Annotated in this window: 12 protein-coding genes; 9 read left to right on the top strand and 3 right to left on the bottom strand. The window is 71.3% G+C overall.

The window, feature by feature from the left end; all coding sequences use genetic code 11:
* Nucleotides 1-2 precede the first annotated feature (2 nt).
* The 4 genes from glgB to OG736_RS03920 all read left to right on the top strand — a co-directional run bounded on the left by glgB (nucleotide 3) and on the right by OG736_RS03920 (nucleotide 6,213).
* The gene (glgB, locus tag OG736_RS03905) at nucleotides 3-2,207 is read left to right on the top strand and encodes a 1,4-alpha-glucan branching enzyme (RefSeq protein WP_327181157.1); all 2,205 of its coding nucleotides are present in this window, start codon (nucleotides 3-5) and stop codon (nucleotides 2,205-2,207) included.
* A gap of 57 nt (nucleotides 2,208-2,264) precedes the next feature.
* Entirely contained in the window at nucleotides 2,265-3,353 is a 1,089-nt protein-coding gene (locus OG736_RS03910) for a glutamate--cysteine ligase 2 (RefSeq protein ID WP_327181158.1), read from the top strand.
* Nucleotides 3,354-3,668: 315 nt separating this feature from the next.
* A complete protein-coding gene (locus OG736_RS03915; protein ID WP_327181159.1) occupies nucleotides 3,669-5,573 on the top strand; it encodes an AMP-dependent synthetase/ligase in 1,905 nt (634 codons plus the stop codon).
* A gap of 193 nt (nucleotides 5,574-5,766) precedes the next feature.
* Nucleotides 5,767-6,213, top strand: coding sequence for an ATP-binding protein (locus OG736_RS03920; protein ID WP_327181160.1), 447 nt, complete (start codon nucleotides 5,767-5,769; stop codon nucleotides 6,211-6,213).
* A 57-nt stretch (nucleotides 6,214-6,270) separates the two neighbouring features.
* On the opposite strand, the gene OG736_RS03925 is transcribed toward OG736_RS03920, so the two are convergent.
* On the bottom strand, nucleotides 6,271-6,729 hold the full coding sequence (locus OG736_RS03925) for an ATP-binding protein (RefSeq protein ID WP_327181161.1): 459 nt from the start codon (nucleotides 6,727-6,729) through the stop codon (nucleotides 6,271-6,273).
* Complete coding sequence (locus OG736_RS03930; RefSeq protein WP_327181162.1) at nucleotides 6,726-7,097, bottom strand: PRC-barrel domain containing protein; 372 nt, start codon at nucleotides 7,095-7,097, stop codon at nucleotides 6,726-6,728. Before OG736_RS03930 ends, OG736_RS03925 begins: the two co-directional genes overlap by 4 nt.
* Before the next feature lie 200 nt (nucleotides 7,098-7,297).
* Between OG736_RS03930 and OG736_RS03935 the strand changes: the two genes are divergently transcribed.
* The 4 genes from OG736_RS03935 (at nucleotide 7,298) to OG736_RS03950 (ending at nucleotide 15,877) form a co-directional block, all read left to right on the top strand.
* Nucleotides 7,298-8,179 (top strand): RNA polymerase sigma factor SigF, encoded by an 882-nt coding sequence (locus tag OG736_RS03935; protein ID WP_442816998.1) that lies wholly within the window; start codon nucleotides 7,298-7,300, stop codon nucleotides 8,177-8,179.
* A gap of 298 nt (nucleotides 8,180-8,477) precedes the next feature.
* The gene (locus OG736_RS03940; protein WP_327181163.1) at nucleotides 8,478-12,752 is read left to right on the top strand and encodes a HAMP domain-containing hybrid sensor histidine kinase/response regulator; all 4,275 of its coding nucleotides are present in this window, start codon (nucleotides 8,478-8,480) and stop codon (nucleotides 12,750-12,752) included.
* 132 nt (nucleotides 12,753-12,884) lie between these two features.
* Entirely contained in the window at nucleotides 12,885-15,260 is a 2,376-nt protein-coding gene (locus OG736_RS03945; protein WP_327187511.1) for a SpoIIE family protein phosphatase, read from the top strand.
* A gap of 227 nt (nucleotides 15,261-15,487) precedes the next feature.
* Complete coding sequence (locus OG736_RS03950; protein ID WP_327181164.1) at nucleotides 15,488-15,877, top strand: STAS domain-containing protein; 390 nt, start codon at nucleotides 15,488-15,490, stop codon at nucleotides 15,875-15,877.
* A 175-nt stretch (nucleotides 15,878-16,052) separates the two neighbouring features.
* On the opposite strand, the gene OG736_RS03955 is transcribed toward OG736_RS03950, so the two are convergent.
* Nucleotides 16,053-16,526 carry a MarR family winged helix-turn-helix transcriptional regulator gene (locus tag OG736_RS03955; protein ID WP_314220550.1) on the bottom strand — a complete coding sequence of 158 codons (474 nt, stop codon included), beginning with the start codon at nucleotides 16,524-16,526 and terminating at the stop codon, nucleotides 16,053-16,055.
* A gap of 96 nt (nucleotides 16,527-16,622) precedes the next feature.
* Between OG736_RS03955 and OG736_RS03960 the strand changes: the two genes are divergently transcribed.
* Nucleotides 16,623-17,801, top strand: coding sequence for a PP2C family protein-serine/threonine phosphatase (locus tag OG736_RS03960; RefSeq protein WP_327181165.1), 1,179 nt, complete (start codon nucleotides 16,623-16,625; stop codon nucleotides 17,799-17,801).
* The last annotated feature ends 64 nt before the right edge of the window (nucleotides 17,802-17,865 follow it).

Consider the following 17,865-nt stretch of genomic DNA (forward strand, 5'->3'; position numbering starts at 1 on the left):
CTGTGGCCCTGCGTGACACCTCTCCGCCCGAGTCGGCCGGTCCCCGCCCGCGCACGGCGCCCGCGCTCGATCCGGCCGACCGTGGGCGCCTGCTCTCGGGCGCGCACCACAATCCGCACGCCCTGCTGGGCGCGCACCCGGTGCCGGGCGGGATCGTCTTCCGGGCCTTGCGGCCCTTCGCGGACGCCGTGAGTGTCGTGATCGACGGCGATCCCACCCCGCTGGTCTCGGAGGGCGACGGTCTCTTCTCCGTCGTCCTGCCGCTCGACGCGGTGCCCGCGTACACGCTGCTGGTGTCGTACGAGGGCGCCGAGCACAAGGTGGACGACCCGTACCGTTTCCTCCCCGCGCTCGGCGACCTGGATCTGCATCTCATCCGGGAGGGGCGGCACGAGGAGCTGTGGAAGGCGCTCGGCGCCGAGCCGATGGCCCACCAGGGTGTGACCGGCACCCGGTTCACGGTGTGGGCGCCGAACGCCCAGGGGGTGCGCGTCGCCGGGGACTTCTGTTTCTGGGACGGGACCGCCTTCCCGATGCGGTCCCTCGGTTCGTCCGGGGTGTGGGAGCTGTTCCTGCCCGGGATCGGCGAGGGCGCCCGGTACAAGTTCGAGATCACCTCGCGTCACGGCCACCGCTTCCTCAAGGCCGACCCGATGGCCCGGCGCGCGGAGGTGCCGCCGGACACCGCGTCGATCGTCCATGCCTCGCACTACGAGTGGGCGGACGAGGAGTGGATGGCACACCGGGGGGACGTCCCCGTGCATGTGGCGCCGTTCTCCGTGTACGAGGTCCATCTGCCCTCCTGGCGACCGGGACTGACGTTCCGCCAACTCGCCGACGAGCTCCCGCCGTACGTCAAGGATCTCGGCTTCACGCATGTGGAGTTCATGCCGGTCGCCCAGCACCCGTTCTCGGGTTCCTGGGGCTACCAGGTGACCGGGTTCTACGCGCCGGCCTCGCGCCTGGGCACGCCCGACGACTTCAAGTTCCTGGTGGACGCCCTGCACCGGGCCGGGATCGGCGTGATCGTGGACTGGGTGCCGGCGCACTTCCCCAAGGACGACTGGGCTCTGGGCCGGTTCGACGGGGAACCGCTGTACGAGCCCGGCGACTCCCGGCGGGCCGAGCATCCGGACTGGGGGACGTACGAGTTCGACTTCGGGCGTGTCGAGGTGCGCAACTTCCTCGTGGCGAACGCCACTTACTGGTGCGAGGAGTTCCACGTCGACGGGCTGCGGGTGGACGCCGTCGCCTCCATGCTCTACCTCGACTACTCGAGGGACTCCGGACAGTGGTCGCCCAACGTCTTCGGCGGCCGGGAGGACCTGGACGCCATGGCGTTCCTCCAGGAGATGAACGCGACGGTGTACCGCCGCAACCCGGGGGTGGTCACGATCGCGGAGGAGTCCACCGCGTGGGAAGGGGTGACCCGGCCGACCGACAGCGGCGGTCTGGGGTTCGGGCTGAAGTGGAACATGGGCTGGATGCACGACTCTCTGGAGTACATCGCCAAGGAACCGGTGCACCGCAAGTACCACCACAACGAGATGACCTTCTCGATGGTGTACGCCTACAGCGAGAACTACGTGCTGCCCATCTCCCACGACGAGGTCGTCCACGGCAAGCAGGCGCTGGTCTCCAAGATGCCCGGCGACTGGTGGCAGCGGCGCGCCAACCACCGCGCGTACCTGGGGTTCATGTGGGCCCACCCGGGCAAGCAGCTGCTCTTCATGGGCCAGGAGTTCGCCCAGGGCGCGGAGTGGTCCGAGGCCCACGGCCCCGAGTGGTGGCTGCTGGACCCGGGGTACGCCTCGGCGGGCGATCACCGGGGGGTGCGGGACCTGGTGCGTGATCTCAACACGGTCTACCGGGCCACCCCGGCCCTGTGGGAGCGGGACACCGATCCCGCCGGTTTCCGGTGGGTGGTCGGCGACGCCGCCGAGGACAACGTCTTCGCGTTCCTCCGCCTCGACGCCCACGGCGCTCCGCTCCTCGCCGTCAGCAACTTCTCCCCGGTCGTGCGCCACGACTACCGGCTCGCCGTGCCCGACGGGGTGCCGGCCTGGCGCGAGCTGCTCAACACCGACGCCGAGTGCTACGGCGGCAGCGGCCTCGTCCACCCCGCCCCCGTCGCGGCGCGGGACGGGGGGATCGCCCTCACCCTGCCGCCTCTGGCCACGGTGTGGCTGGTTCCGTCGTCCGTGTGAACCGCCCCGGGCGGGGCATTCGGGTGCGTACCACCCGCCAGAGAGAGGCCACATCCCGTGCGCACCGTCGGAGTGGAGGAGGAACTCCTCCTGGTCGACCCGGAAACCGGGGAGCCCCGGGCCCTGTCCGCAGCCGTCCTCGCCCGCGCCTCCCGGCGCGGGACCGAGGAGGACGTCTTCGAGAAGGAACTGCACAACCAGATGCTCGAGTTCAACACCCACCCGCAGTCGGGCATGGGCGAACTCGGCGCGGAGATCGTCCGCATACGCGGGGAGGCGGCCCGGCACGCGCGGGAGACCGGGTGCGCGGTCGCCGCGCTCGCCACCTCGCCGTTGCCGGTGCGCCCGTCCGTCAGCATGAACCGGCGCTACCAGTGGATGGCGGAGCAGTACGGCATTGCGACGCGTGAGCAGCTGGTGTGCGGCTGCCATGTCCATGTGTCCGTCGACTCGGACGAGGAGGGCGTCGGGGTCGTCGACCGGATCCGGCCCTGGCTGTCGGTGCTGACGGCACTGAGTGCCAACTCGCCGTTCTGGCAGGGCGGGGAGACGGACTACAGCAGCTATCGCAGCCGGGTGTGGCAGCGCTGGCCGTCGGCCGGGCCGACCGAGCTGTTCGGGTCGGCGGACCGGTACCACCAGCGGGTGGCGGACATGGTGGCCACCGGCACGATCCTCGACGAGGGCATGGTCTACTTCGACGCCCGGCTGTCGGCGCGCTATCCGACGGTGGAGGTGCGGGTGGCGGACGTCTGTCTGCACGCGGACACCGCCGTGTTGATCGCCACGCTGGTGCGGGGGCTCGTCGAGACCGCCGCCCGGGACCGGGAGGCCGGCCGGGAGCCGCTGGACCACAGCGTGAGCCTGCTCCGGCTGGCCGGCTGGCGGGCCGCCCGCTCGGGGCTCACCGAGGACCTGCTGCACCCCCGGACCATGCGGCGCACGCCCGCCGAGACGGTCGTCCGGGCTCTGCTGGAGCATGTCGAGGACGCGCTGGCGGACAGCGGTGACCTGGAGCGGGCCCGCGCTTCCTGTGCCGAACTGCTGCGGCAGGGCAACGGTTCCCGGATCCAGCGCGAGGTGTGGGAGCGCACCGGCAGTCTGCGCGAGGTGGTCACCACCTGCGTGCGGCTCACCCAGGCCTGAGGTCACCCCCGTACCGCTGCGGTCACCGGTCGGAGCATCAGAGCATCCGCATGATCGCGTACGCCGTTCCGGGCCGGTGGCGCGTTCGGGTTGGGGGCCGGGATCGACGCGGCTCGTGCTCTCCGGGTCCCCCGGACCGCCGACTTCACCGGCGGTGGGCCGTCGGAAGTGACGGGGGCCCGGCAGGTCGAGATCATCAACGCGGATTACTTATTCGTTCCAGGCCACAACCGGTCCGACCTGGGCTAGATTCGGGCACCGTCGATAACAGTTCCCGTCGGCGGAGTCACAGCCCGTACACCTCAGGAGCAGCGCATGCGCGACTTCGCCCTCGCTCCCCCGGCCACCACGCCCCTGACCGGAGGCCTCGCCGACACCGTCTTCGAGACAGCCGCCCGCACTCCCACACTCCCCGTGCTCTCCCGCCGTCCGGACGGCGCCTCCGCCGACTGGGAGGAGGTGACGGCCGTCGAGTTGCGGGACGAGGTGGTCGACCTGGCGAAGGGGTTCGTGGCCTCCGGGATCTCGCCCGGCCACCGTGTCGCGATCATGGCGCGTACCCGGTACGAGTGGACGGTCCTGTGCCACGCGCTGTGGGCAGTGGGCGCCGAGGTCGTCCCGGTCTATCCGACGTCCGCGCGCGAGCAGGTCGAGTGGATCCTGCGGGACGCGAACTGTGTGGGCGTCGTCGTCGAGGACGAACAGAGCGTCATGACCGTGGGGTCGGTGTGCGCGGCCCTGCCCTCGCTGCGGAACGTCTGGCAGTTGGACGCGGGGGCGTTCGAACAACTCACGCAGCGCGGCGAGTTGGTGCCGATCACCACCGTGGACTCGCTGCGCCGGATCGTGCTGCCCGACTCCACCGCCGTGATCGCCTACACCTCCGGGACCTCGGGCCGGCCCCTGGGCTGCGCGCTGAGCCACCGCAGCCTGGCCAGCCCCTGCGACACGCTGCTGGCCGGCTGGGGGCACACGGCCGCTCCCGCCGGCCGGCAGCCGAGCGTCCTCGCCTTCCTGCCGTTCTCCCACGTGTACGGGCTGATGATCCAGGGCCTGTGTCTGCGCGGCGGCATCCTGATGGGCCACGAACCCGATATCGGCGCGGAGGCGCTCGCCGAGTCGCTGCGCACCTTCCGCCCGACGTATCTGTACGCGGTGCCGTCGGTGTTCGAGAAGATCTACAAGAACTTCCTGCGGGCGGCCCAGGAGGCCGGCCGCGGCGCCCTGTTCGAGCGGGCGGCGGAGACGGCACGGGACTTCGCGGCCGCCGTCGAACGGCAGCGGCTGGGCCGCGGCTCGGGGCCCGGTTTCGACCTGCGGCTCCAGCACGCCCTGTTCGAACGGACGGTGTACCGCAGACTACGGGCGGCGCTCGGCGGCCGTGTCCACCGCGCCACCTCGGGCGGCTCCCCGCTCCACCGCGATCTGTCCCTCTTCTTCGAGGGCATCGGCATCTACGTGCACGACGGGTACGGCCTGACCGAGACCAGCGGCGGGATCACGATGCAGCCGCTCGGCCGGGAGAAGTCGGGCACCGTCGGACAGGCCCTGCCGGGCGTGGACATCCGAGTGGCGGACGACGGGGAGATCCTGGTGCGCGGCCCGTCGGTGTTCCAGGGCTACGTCAACGACGACGCCGCGACGAGGGCCGCGCTGTGGGGTGGCTGGCTGGCCACGGGTGACCTCGGGTTCCTGGACTCCGACGGCTACCTGACGATCACCGGCCGCAAGAAGGACGTCATCATCACCAGCAGCGGCAAGAGTGTGGCTCCGGCCTCGCTGGAGCAGCGGCTGCGGATGCATCCGCTCGTCCACCAGGCCGTGGTCGTGGGTGACAACCGACCGTGCGTGGGCGCGCTGATCACCCTGGACCCCGACTTCCTGGCGCACTGGCGCGGGAACCTGATGCTGCACGGCGACACCCAGAGCCGGGAGGCGCGCGAGGAGAACGCCCTGCGGGAGGAGGTCGGGCGGGCGGTGGCCGCCGCCAACAGCACGGTGTCCCGCTCGGAGTCGATCCGCGCCTTCCGCATCCTGCCGCAGGCGTTCGACCAGACCAACGGCCTGCTGACGCCCTCGATGAAGCTGCGCCGCGACTCGATCGTGGCGCACTACGCGGCGGAGATCGAGGCGATGTACCAGGCCCGGGCGCGGCTGCCCCGGCAGATCGCCCCGGAGGAGGTGCTGGGCTGGGACGACACCGACGACGTGTTCCGGTGATCCGGACGGCCGGTGGACCCGGGGCCGGACAGGCTGCGTGGTCGGAGAGCAGGCGATCGTTTCCGTCGTGACCATATGCCGTCGGATGACGGACGCGTAGCCTGGCAGCCCTCGGGAACCCTGTAGGGGCGACGCCAGAGAGCCGTACGAGAAAGGATGACGGTCCCGGAGACTCAGGGGCCGCACTGACGACATGGCAACCGAGCCGCGTGGAAACGACGCACTGTCCTCCTGGGCGATTCCCAGCCGTACAGCCCGCTTCGAGGGCGAACCCCAGGACGTGACGGGTGCACGGCTGGCCACGGAGGAGTTCCTCCATGAGCTGGCCGGCACCGTGCCCCCCACGGCACCGGAGTGCTGGCACGACATCGTGCTGATCGTGACGGAGCTGGCGGCGAACGCCGTCCAGTACGCGCCGGGCCCCTTCGAGCTGTGCCTGCGCCCCACCTTCGACGGCGTGCACGTGACGCTGCACGACACCAACAGCACTCCGCCGTCCCCCCGGCCGTTCCATCCCGACAGCGGGGGCGGTGGTATCGGCTGGTACCTGGTGCACACCCTGTGCAGTCAGGTCAGCGTGGTGCCGAACCAGGCCGGCCAGGACGAGGGGAAGGACGTGCACGTCTTCCTGCCGTGGTGAATCCGGCGGCAAGGCGGGAACGGAGAGGCGGGAGCGCCAGCGCTCGCGCCCGTCGTGTCAGGCAGGCCGGTCGGCGGTCCGGACCGGCACGAACACGCTGATCGTCTTACCGCCGCCGTTCTGTTTCTCGATGGCGATGTCCCGGGCCAGCCGGACGACCAGCGGCCAGCCGTAGCCGCCCACCCGGTGGCCGGCCGGGCCGGAGCCCGGTCCGCCCACCGCGGCGGGCACCGTGTCGCTGTGATCGCGCACGGCCAGCCGGACCCCGTCCCGCACCGGCGTCAGCTCGAACCCGGCCAGTCCGCCGCCGTGCCGGAGGGCGTTGGCCACCAGCTCCGACACGACCAGCAGCAAGTCGATGACGTCCTCCTCGCGCGCCGGCCGGGTGCCCGGGTTCCACCGGGCGTCCACCACCGCGCGGGCGTGGGCCCGGGCCGCCGCGGCGGTCCTCACCGAGGTCCCGGCCGTTCCCCGGGCGGCCACCGAGCGGGCGGGCGCGAGTCCCTCCTCCCTCATACCGATGGCGTTCCCCGTGGTGTCAGCCGTCGATAGTGGTCACCGACGGCGGTGAGGTACGCCGGGTCCGTCGTCTCGCTGTCGGTGCGGAAGCGAGGCGCGTCCTTGACCTCGTCCCCGGTGCAGCCCAGGGTCACCTTGCGTTCCGTGTGGTCGACGCCCGTCACGACGCCCACCGGGACGACGGCGCTCCTGCCGAACAGCCACACTCCCGTGTCGACGACCAGGTGCCGCATTCCGAGCGGGTCCGCCTCGCGTTCCACATGGCCGAGGGTGCCGTCGGCCGTCATGACGGCGTAGTCGGTCAGGTCCTGTCCTTCGGCGTGTCCACTGTCCGGCGTGTACGACCAGATTCCGTCGATGGTCACACTGCTCCCTTCTCGCGCTCCACAGCTGCCATTACCCGCCCGTGGCGCCCGCATTCGGGGGCATGTCTGTCCGTTCCTGACCGAAGAGAGGGGGTATCAGCACCTGTCGGAAAAGTCTGTGCGGAACAACGAGCATGAGATGCGGAACACGGGGCAGACGGACTCCGTCATCGACCAGCTCGACGAACGGAGTGAGCGGCATGAATGCCGTGACGGCACACGCAACGACGGCCACGGCAGCGCGGGCGGGCACGGAGAGCCCGCACGAAGGGGTTCCGCTCATCGAGATGCCCACCCAGGTGAGCCCGAAGGACGCGCGGGAGCTCTCGCGCCGCTTCTTCGACCGGCTGGCCGTCGTGGAGGAGGGCACCCACGAGTACCAGTACGTACGCAACACCCTGATCGAGATGAACCTCTCCCTGGTGCGGTACGCGGCCTCCCGCTTCCGCGGCCGGGGCGACTCCATGGAGGACATCGTCCAGGTCGGCACGATCGGGCTGATCAAGGCCATCGACCGGTTCGAGCTGACCCGCGAGGTCGAGTTCACCTCGTTCGCCATTCCGTACATCGTCGGCGAGATCAAGCGCTTCTTCCGGGACACGAGCTGGGCCGTGCACGTGCCGCGCAGGCTCCAGGAGGCACGGGTCGAACTGGCCAAGGCCACCGAGGAGTTGCAGACGCGGCTCGGCCGGATGCCCACCACCCGTGAGCTCTCGCAGCTGATGTCGCTGTCGGAGGAGGAGGTCATCGAGGCGCGCAAGGCGTCCAACGGCTACACCTCCGCCTCCCTCGACGCGGCCCTGACCTCCGACGGCGGCGCGGACGGCGAGTCCGTGCTGGCCGACTTCCTCGGCGCCGAGGAGCCGGCGCTGGAGCTGGTGGAGGACTTCCACTCGCTGGCGCCGCTGATCGCCGAACTCGGCGAGCGGGAGCGGCTGATCATCCATATGCGGTTCGTCGAGGAGCGGACGCAGGCGGAGATCGGCAGGGAGCTCGGTATCTCCCAGATGCATGTGTCGCGACTGATCAGCCGCATGGTGCAGCGGCTGCGGACCGGCCTGCTGGGGGCCGAGATCGCCTGACCCGGAACTCCGGTCGTGACATCGCCCGGGACGGCTTCCGCCGTCCCGGGCAAAGCTGTGCGAGTACCCCGCTTCCGTTCGTGTATGCATGGTGCCCGTCGTTTGGAATTCCTGTGTGCGCAAAGTGAGCGATGCTTTGTTGCGCCGCGCTCCCGTGGGTTAGCCTGCGGCGGATTTCTCTCATCGCGCACATCCGTGAACTGCGGAAATCCACGTACGACATGCGGGGCCGTCCACCCGGGCGGCCCGGTTGCGAGTCCCCGCCCGGGGGCTCCTGGGGAGCGGAACGAGGGTAGGCATGACCAGCAACGCGACCGAGTCCTTGGACGCGGTTCCCGGCGACCACGAGCTCAGGCAGCTCCTGGCAGGCCTGACGGCCGTACGGGACGGGGACTTCGGTACCCGGCTGCCCACCGACGGGGACGGTCTGCTGGGTGACATCGCCACCGTTTTCAACGGCATGGTCGACCAGCTGTCCGTCTTCACCTCCGAGGTCACCCGGGTGGCCCGGGAGGTGGGCACCGAGGGAACCCTGGGCGGCCAGGCGGAGGTGCCCGGGGTCTCCGGGACCTGGGCCGACCTGACGGACTCCGTGAACGCCATGGCGGGCAACCTGACGACCCAGGTGCGGGACATCGCCCAGGTGGCGACCGCGGTCGCCAAGGGTGACCTGTCGCAGAAGATCGACGTGCCGGCCCGGGGCGAGATCCTTCAGCTGAAGGAGACCGTCAACACGATGGTCGACCAGCTCTCCGCCTTCGCCGACGAGGTCACCCGCGTCGCCCGCGAGGTCGGCACCGAAGGACGCCTCGGCGGCCAGGCACAGGTGCCCGGGGTCGCCGGGGTGTGGCGGGACCTCACCGATTCGGTCAACTTCATGGCCGGCAACCTCACCAACCAGGTCCGCAACGTCGCCCAGGTGACCACGGCGGTGGCCAAGGGCGACCTCTCCCAGAAGATCACCGTCGACGCCCGCGGCGAGATCCTCGAACTCAAGAACACCATCAACACGATGGTCGACCAGCTCTCCGCCTTCGCCGACGAGGTCACCCGCGTCGCCCGCGAGGTCGGCACCGAGGGGCGTCTCGGCGGCCAGGCCGACGTCAAGGGGGTCAAGGGCACCTGGCGGGACCTCACCGATTCGGTCAACTTCATGGCCGGCAACCTCACCAACCAGGTCCGCAACGTCGCCCAGGTGGCGACCGCGGTGGCCAAGGGCGACCTCTCCCAGAAGATCACCGTCGACGCCCGCGGCGAGATCCTCGAACTCAAGAACACCATCAACACGATGGTCGACCAGCTCTCCGCCTTCGCCGACGAGGTCACCCGCGTCGCCCGCGAGGTCGGCACGGCGGGCAACCTGGGCGGCCAGGCCACGGTCCGCGGGGTGTCCGGCACCTGGAAGGACCTCACCGACAACGTCAACGTCATGGCGTCGAACCTGACGGGCCAGGTGCGCTCCATCGCCCAGGTCGCCACCGCCGTGGCCCGGGGCGACCTCTCGCAGAAGATCACCGTCGAGGCCAAGGGCGAGGTCGCCGCGCTGGCGGACGTCATCAACACGATGGTGGACACCCTGTCCGCGTTCGCCGACGAGGTGACCCGGGTGGCCCGCGAGGTCGGCACCGAGGGCCGGCTCGGCGGTCAGGCGCAGGTGCCGAACGTGGCCGGCACCTGGAAGGACCTCACCGACAACGTCAACTCGATGGCCAACAACCTCACCGGCCAGGTCCGCAACATCGCGCTGGTGACCACGGCGGTGGCCCGCGGCGACCTGTCGAAGAAGATCGACGTGGACGCCCGGGGCGAGATCCTCGAGCTGAAGACGACCATCAACACGATGGTCGACCAGCTCTCCGCCTTCGCCGACGAGGTCACCCGCGTCGCCCGCGAGGTCGGCACGGAGGGACGCCTCGGCGGCCAGGCCGAGGTGGAGGGTGTCTCGGGCACCTGGAAGCGCCTCACGGAGAACGTCAACGAGCTGGCCGGGAACCTGACCCGGCAGGTGCGCGCGATCGCGGGGGTCACGAGCGCCGTCGCGGAAGGTGATCTGACCCGGTCGATCACCGTGGTCGCCTCCGGCGAGGTCGCCGAGCTCAAGGACAACATCAACTCGATGGTGGAGTCCCTGCGCGAGACCACCCGGGCCAACCAGGAGCAGGACTGGCTCAAGACCAACCTGGCGCGCATCTCCGGTCTCATGCAGGGCCACCGCGACCTGCCCGTGGTCGCCGAGCTGATCATGGACGAGCTGGTGCCGCTGGTGTCGGCCCAGTTCGGTGCCTTCCACCTCGCCGAGGACGGCGAGCACGGCCCGGAGCTGCGGCTCGTGGGCGCCTACGGCTACCCCGCCGACGACGACCGTCCCACCCGTATCCCGTTCGGCCGCTCGCTGGTCGGCCAGGCCGCGCGCAGCCGCCGGACGATCATCGTCGACGAGCTGCCGGCCGGTTACGTCACCATCTCCTCGGGTCTCGGCCAGGTGGAGCCCAGCGCCCTGGTGCTGCTGCCCATCGTCTTCGAGGGGTCGGTGCTCGGCGTCATCGAACTGGCGTCGGTCGGCGCGTTCACGCAGATCCACCGGGACTTCCTGGAACAGCTGCGGGTGACCATCGGCGTCAACGTCAACACCATCGTGGCGAACGCCCGCACGGACGAGCTGCTCGACGAGTCCCAGCGGCTGACCGCCGAACTCCAGGCGCGGTCCGCCGAGTTGCAGTCCCAGCAGGAGGAGCTCCAGCACTCCAACGCCGAACTGGAGGAGAAGGCCTCGCTGCTGGTGGCGCAGAACCGCGACATCGAGGCGAAGAACCTCCAGATCGAGCAGGCCCGGCAGGAGCTGGAGGCGCGGGCCCAGCAGCTCTCCCTGGCGTCGAAGTACAAGTCGGAGTTCCTGGCGAACATGAGCCACGAGCTGCGCACCCCGCTCAACAGCCTGCTCATCCTGGCCCAGCTGCTGGCCCAGAACCCCTCGCGCAACCTCACTCCGAAGCAGGTCGAGTACGCGGGCATCATCCACTCGGCCGGCTCGGACCTGCTCCAGCTGATCAACGACATCCTGGACCTGTCGAAGGTCGAGGCCGGCAAAATGGACGTCTCGCCGGAGCAGGTGTCGCTGCGGCAGCTCATCGAGTACGTCGAGGCGACCTTCCGTCCCATGACCACGCAGAAGAGTCTCGAGTTCACGGTGAGCACGGCCACCGGCGCCCCCGCCGACCTGCTCACCGACGACTCCCGGCTGCGCCAGGTGCTGCGCAACCTGCTGTCCAACGCGGTGAAGTTCACCGAGCAGGGCAGTGTCGAGCTGCGCATCGAGCCGGCCTCCGACGGGGAGGTGCCGAGCAGCGTGGTCCGCGGCAGCACCGTGGTGGCGTTCCGGGTGAAGGACACCGGCATCGGCATCCCCGAGCAGCAGCTGGAGACCATTTTCGGGGCCTTCCAGCAGGCTGACGGCACCACCAGCCGCAAGTACGGCGGCACGGGCCTGGGGCTGTCCATCACCCGGGAGATCGCGCATCTGCTCGGCGGCGCGGTGACCGTGGACAGCACACCGGGCCGGGGCAGCACCTTCACGCTCTACCTGCCGGTCGCGCGGCGGGACTTCCAGGAGGTCGTCGAAGGCGTCCGGCCGGTGGAGCGCGCCCTCGCCGGGCCGCCCGCGGCGATCCCCCTCGGCACCCCCGGTACGCCCGCGGCCACCGGAACGGCCCGGCGGCCGCGTCGGCTGCTGGTGGTGGAGGAGCGGCCCCGCGGTCTGCTGACCCTGGTCGCCGAGAGCGTCGTGGCGGACATGGCACGCGGCCGGGAGGACGGCACGTCGGCGGCGCCGGTCGACATCGTCACCGCCGTCGGGGCGCACGAGGCCGCGGGCGCGCTGGCCGCCGAGCCCTGCCACTGCGTCGTCCTGGAACTGGGCATGCCCGACGCGGAGGCCTCCCGGTTCCTCGAGGCCCTCCACGACGACTCGGTGCTGACCGGTGTTCCGGTGCTCGTGCACAGCGGGCACCGCGCGGACCTCGCCCAGGAGGAGAGCCTCCAGTCCCGGGCGGCCGGCAAGCCGATGGAGTTCCTGTCCAGCCTGGACGAGCTGCGCGAGCGCATCACTCTGCATCTCTCCGCCGAACAGCCGGGGGACGTGCTCGCCCTGGTCCGTCCGGACGAGCCCCAGCACGTGGCGCCGCACCTCCCGGACGACGCCGTCGTGGGCCGGACGGTGCTGGTCGTCGACGACGACGCGCGCAACCTGTTCGCGCTCAGCGGGATCCTGGAGCTGCACGGCGTCCGCGTCCTGCACGCGGAGAACGGGCGCGAGGGGATCGACACGCTGCGCAACAACCCGGACATCGCGCTGGTGCTGATGGACGTGATGATGCCCGAGATGGACGGGTACACCGCCACGGCCGAGATCCGCCGCATGTCCGAGTACGCCGACCTGCCCATCGTCGCGGTGACCGCGAAGGCCATGCCCGGGGACCGGGAGAAGAGCCTCGCCTCGGGGGCCAGCGACTACGTCACCAAGCCCGTCGACACCCATGACCTCATGTCCTGCGTCCGACGCTGGCTGACCGTCTGAGGACGTTCGCCCCGCCCGAGCCACCAGGCGTCCCAGCCGAGGAGTCCGCACACCGTGAGCATTCCCGCACAGCCCACCAAACCCGGCGAGGGCCGGGCCCTGCCGGTACCGACCGGAGAGCAGTCCGGACCTGTGGAGGGTGTGAGCCCGCCGGAGCCGGAGGGCACCGCCACGCCCTCACCCGTGGGCCGGCTCGCCGCCACCGTGGACCGGCTGCGCCGGGAGGTCCTGGAAGCCCAGGCGGAGGCTGACGGGCGCGCCCTGGTCGAACTCGCCAAGGGCATCCTGGTGGAGCGCCTCGGCTGTGGCCCGAGCGAGGCGGCACAGCAGCTGTCGGTGCTGGCCGGGCAGTCCGGACTGAGTCCGCTGGAGTTCGCGGTGGACGTCATCAACCAGGCCGCCAAGGACCGCGTGTCGGAGGTGACACAGGCCTTCCTGGCGGCTGTCGGAAAGCCGGAGGATCCCGCGGAGCAGTCGGCGGCCGTGCGGTTGCGGGCCGCCGAGAGCGGGGCGCTGGCGGCGGCGCACGACACCCAGGCCGTCGCCGACTCCCTGCTCCAGCACGCGCTGGGCCCGCTGGGCGCGGTCGCCGTGGCGATCTGGGCGGCGGGCTCCGACGGTTCGCTGACCCTCGCCGGCAGCGCGGGATTCTCCCCGGGCGAGGCCGAGCGCTGGCGGTACGTGCCGCCGGACGTGGCCACGGTGGCACGCAGCAGCCTCGCCGAGGGGGCGACCCAGTGGATCGAGTCGCTGGCCCGGACCGGGCTGCCCACCATCGGCCGCCATCTGCACCCGGACGGCGGCCGGGCGGCGGTGCCCGCCGGCAGCGCCGGACGCGTGGACGGGATCCTGGAGATCGCCTGGCCGGCCCCGCTGGACCGGCAGCCGCCCCAGGTGGTGCGCCAGGTGGAGGCCCTGGCGGACCTGTGCGCCCACACGCTCCAGGCGTACGCGCACGTCCGGGGCCCCGACCAGGAGCCGCTCGTCCTGCCGGACACGGCGGAGCTGATGGACCTGACGGACGGGCTGCACGACCCGGCCCTGGTCCTGGTGCCGCACGTCGACGCGGCGGGAAAGCTGGTGGACTTCCGCATCCAGCATGTCAACGACCGCTTCCTCGACCCCGCGGGCCGGCCCCGCGCCGTGGTCAACGGGGCCCTGTTGCTCGAGGCCTACCCGATGGCCGCCGGCGGCGGCGGTGACCTGTTCCAGCGGATCGAGCGCGTGCACGCCACCGGCGAGCCGTTCCGGGCGCGCCGGATGAGTCTGACCGCGCTGGTCGGCGAGGTGCCGCTGGCCGCGGTCGCGGACCTCAGCATCAGCCGGCACGGCAGCTGCGTGCTGCTGATCTGGCGGATCGAGGACGAGACGGCGCGCCTGGCCAGCCTCCTGCAGAACGCCCAGCGACTCGGCCGCATCGGCGGTTTCGAGGAGGACCTGCTCACCGGCGAGACCACCTGGAACGGGCAGCTGTTCACCCTGTACGGGCGGCCCGAGTCGAGTCCGCCGGTGCCGCTGGAGGACCTGGCCGCGCACACCCATCCCGATGACGCGGTCGTCGTCGGCCGGCTGCTGCGCACGCTGCTGCACGGCCGTCGCCCGGCTTCCGCCGCCTTCCGGCTCCAGCGGCCGGACGGGGTGACCCGGCACATGCGGATCGTCGCCGAGCCGGTGCTCGACACCGACGAACGGCTGGTCGCCGTACGCGGCGCGTACCAGGACATCTCCGCGCAGCACTGGACGGAGGTGGCGCTCGCCGCCACCCGCGACCAGCTCGCGCAGAGCGAGCAGCACGCCAGCGAGCGCAGCCGGCTGGCCCTCCAGCTCCAGCACGCCATCATGCCGCCCACCCGGGCGCCCCTGGAGGCCCCCGGGCTCCAGGTGGCGGTCCGCTACCGGCCTGCCGAGGAGGAGCACCTGGTGGGCGGCGACTGGTACGACGCCGTCGTGCTGCCCTCCGGGCTGGTGATGCTGTGCGTGGGCGACGTGGCCGGGCACGGCATCGAGGCGGCGACCAGCATGGTGGTGCTGCGCAACGCGCTGCGCGGACTGGCGGTGACCGGGGCGGGGCCGGGCCAGCTGCTGTCCTGGCTCAACATCGTCGCCCATCATCTGACCGGTTCGATCACGGCCACGGCCGTGTGCGGCCTGTACGACCCCTCCCGGCACACCCTGCGCTGGGCGAGGGCGGGCCATCTGCCGCCGGTGCTGGTGCGGGACGCCCAGGCGGCGCCGCTGCCCCTGCTGCAGGGGATGCTGCTGGGCGCCGTACCGGAGACGGTGTACGAGGAGGAGGAGGTCCAGCTGGCGGCCGACGACACCCTGCTGATGTACACCGACGGCCTGATCGAGCGGCGCGACCGGTCCGTGGAGGAGTCGCTGACCCAGTTGCTGGTGCAGGCCCGCACGGTGCCGCCGACGCTGGACCAGCAGCTGGACCGGCTGCTCACCTACAGCAGGTCCGACACGGACGACGACACCTGCATCGTGGGCATCCGGCTGCGCTAGGCGGCCGTCCCCGTGACGGTCTTCGCGTCGTGTGTGCATGGTGGGGAGGTTCGGGGGTATCCGCCTGTGCGCGACACCAGGTCGGGGATCCGCAGACGGAAGGGCAGGACACACGGCACATGACGACCGTCCCGTGCGGCCTCCCGCGCGTCCTCGCCGGCCGTCGCCGCGCATCGAAGTCGCCCACCGGGGTAGACGCTCCCGACCGTCAGCTTTCGGAGGTACGTGTGTCCATTGCCCAGAACCCCCTGTCCGTCGAGGTCACCCTGCCCCGCGAGGACGTCGCCCTGGTCACGGTCGAAGGCCATCTCGACCTCGACACGGCGACCGATCTGCAGGCCCATCTGGCCAATCAGCTGCACCACGGCCGACGACATTTCCTCCTCGACCTCTCGGCGGTCCCGTTCATGGACTCCTCCGGCATGAACATCATCCTGCGTGTGTACCAGGAGGCCCGGGGGCTGCCGGGGAGCGTGCACGTGATCGCTCCCACCCCGGCCGTGCGCCGGGTCCTGGACCTCACCGGAGTCAGCCTCACGGTGCCCATATCGGAGAAGGTCGACGAGGCTCTGGAGCTCGTCGACCGGCAGCAGCTCTCGGACGGTCCGCAGGGCTGACCGGGACCCGGCGGCGGCCGTCCGGCGGACACAAAAAGCGCGCAGGGACGGCCGACTGCCGTCCAATACTTGTCATTTGACAACTGTGTACGTAAGGCAACAGAGTGAGCGGGACAGTGATGCTGGAGGGAAGACGGATGTGCCTGTGGGCCGACCCGATCACCCGGGGAAACCGTCAGGCGGTACGGGCGTCGGTGGCGTCGGAGTCGTGGATCTGCTCGGCCGCGGCCGCACAGAACGCCTCCAGCCCTCTCAGCAACGCGGCGCGCTGCGCGGCGGGCATCTGCTCCAGCACACTTTCCAACGCGGCCTCACGGCGTGATCTGAGGTCGGCGAGGAAGGCACTCCCCCGGCGGCTCAGGAAGAGCTCCAGCTCCCGGCGGCTCTCGGCGGCGACCCTGCGCTCCACGAAGCCGACGGCCTGGAGGCGGTCGCACAGGCGGCTGGTGGACGGCGGTGTGGACCCGAGGAACTCGGCGAGCGTGCGCAGGTTGATGCCCTCGTGGTGCTCCAGGATGAACAGCACGCGCAACTGGGAGGCGGAGACCGGTGCCGTCGAGGCACGGCCCCAGAGGACTTCCAGCAGCTCCGCCGCCTCTGAGGTCACACGCGCCACCTGGAGCGGCTGCGGACGCGAGGAGGGGGACATCACGGTCACACTCTCGCAGGCTTCTCGACGGCTGTCAGCCCGCCCCCGCCGCCGGGGGCGCCAAGGGCTCGACGCCACGACCTCCCGGGGAACGCTGTGACCGACCAGGAGAACAGACTCGTCGCCGCCGGCCGTGCCCTGCGCTCCGCGGCTCCGCACCAGCTGCCCGACGCCCTGAGCCAGGTGCTGCGCACCCGGTACGCGGCGCAGGACGTGGAGCTGCGGCTGGCCGACTACGGGCTGACGGTACTGCTGCCCGTGCCGCCCGCGCCGAGCGGCACGAAGTCGGCGCCCGTGCAGGGAAGTGCGCCGGGGCGGGCCTTCGGGTCGCAGCAACCGTACGTCGAGGAACCGGCCGACGGCCGGGTGCGGGCGCATCTGCCGGTGACCGTTCGCGGCGGCCGGCTGGGCGTGCTGTCCCTGACGCTGCCCGCGCGGAGCCGGGAGTCGCTCGCCGAGCTCACCGAGCTGGCCGAGCTCCTGGGGCACGAGCTGGTGGTCGCCGAACGCGACACCGACCTGTACGCGCGGGCCCGCCGCAGGGAACGGCTCACGCTGGCGGCGGAGATGCAGTGGCAGCTGCTCCCGGCCCGCTCGTGCGCCCGGGAGGAGTACGCCCTGGGTGCCCAACTCGAGCCCGCCTACGCCATCTTCGGCGACAACTTCGACTGGGAGGCGTCCGCCGACCATCTGCTGGTCTACGTCACCAACGGGATGGGCGAGGGCATCGAGGCCTCCCTGCTGACCAGCCTCGGCATCAACGCGCTGCGCAACGCGCGCCGCGCCGGCATCCCGATCGAGGACCAGGCGGCCCTGGCCGACCAGGCGCTCTACGCCCACTACCGGGGCGAGGCGCACCTGTCGGTCCTGCTGGTGGACATCGAGCTGTCCACGGGGCGGATGCGGGTCGTCGACGCGGGCTCACCGCAACTGCTGCTCCAGCGCGACCGGGTGCTGTCCCTCGTGGACCTCGACGCGCAGCTGCCGCTGGGCATGTTCGAGGAGACAGACTACGTCGCCCAGGAACTGACCCTGCTCCCCGGCGACCGGCTGCTCTTCGTCAGCGACGGCGTCCACGGGGTCGCGGCGCCGGGCGGCGAGTCGTACGGCGAGCACGCCCTCGCGCGGGCGCTCGGCAACGCCGCCCTGCTGCCGGCGGCGGACGTCCCGGCCGCGGTGCTGCGCGGGCTGACCGGGCACCGGGGAAGGCCCGAGCCGGACGACGACGCACTGGTCGTGTGTCTCGACTGGTTCGGGAGACGGCCCGCGTCGTAGCCCACCGCCCACCGCCCACCGCCCGCCTCCGGCGGGTCCGCGGTGGCGACAGAAAAGCCGACCA

Origin of the sequence: Streptomyces sp. NBC_01334 (assembly GCF_035983595.1) — a bacterium.
GTDB classification, from domain to species: domain Bacteria; phylum Actinomycetota; class Actinomycetes; order Streptomycetales; family Streptomycetaceae; genus Streptomyces; species Streptomyces coriariae.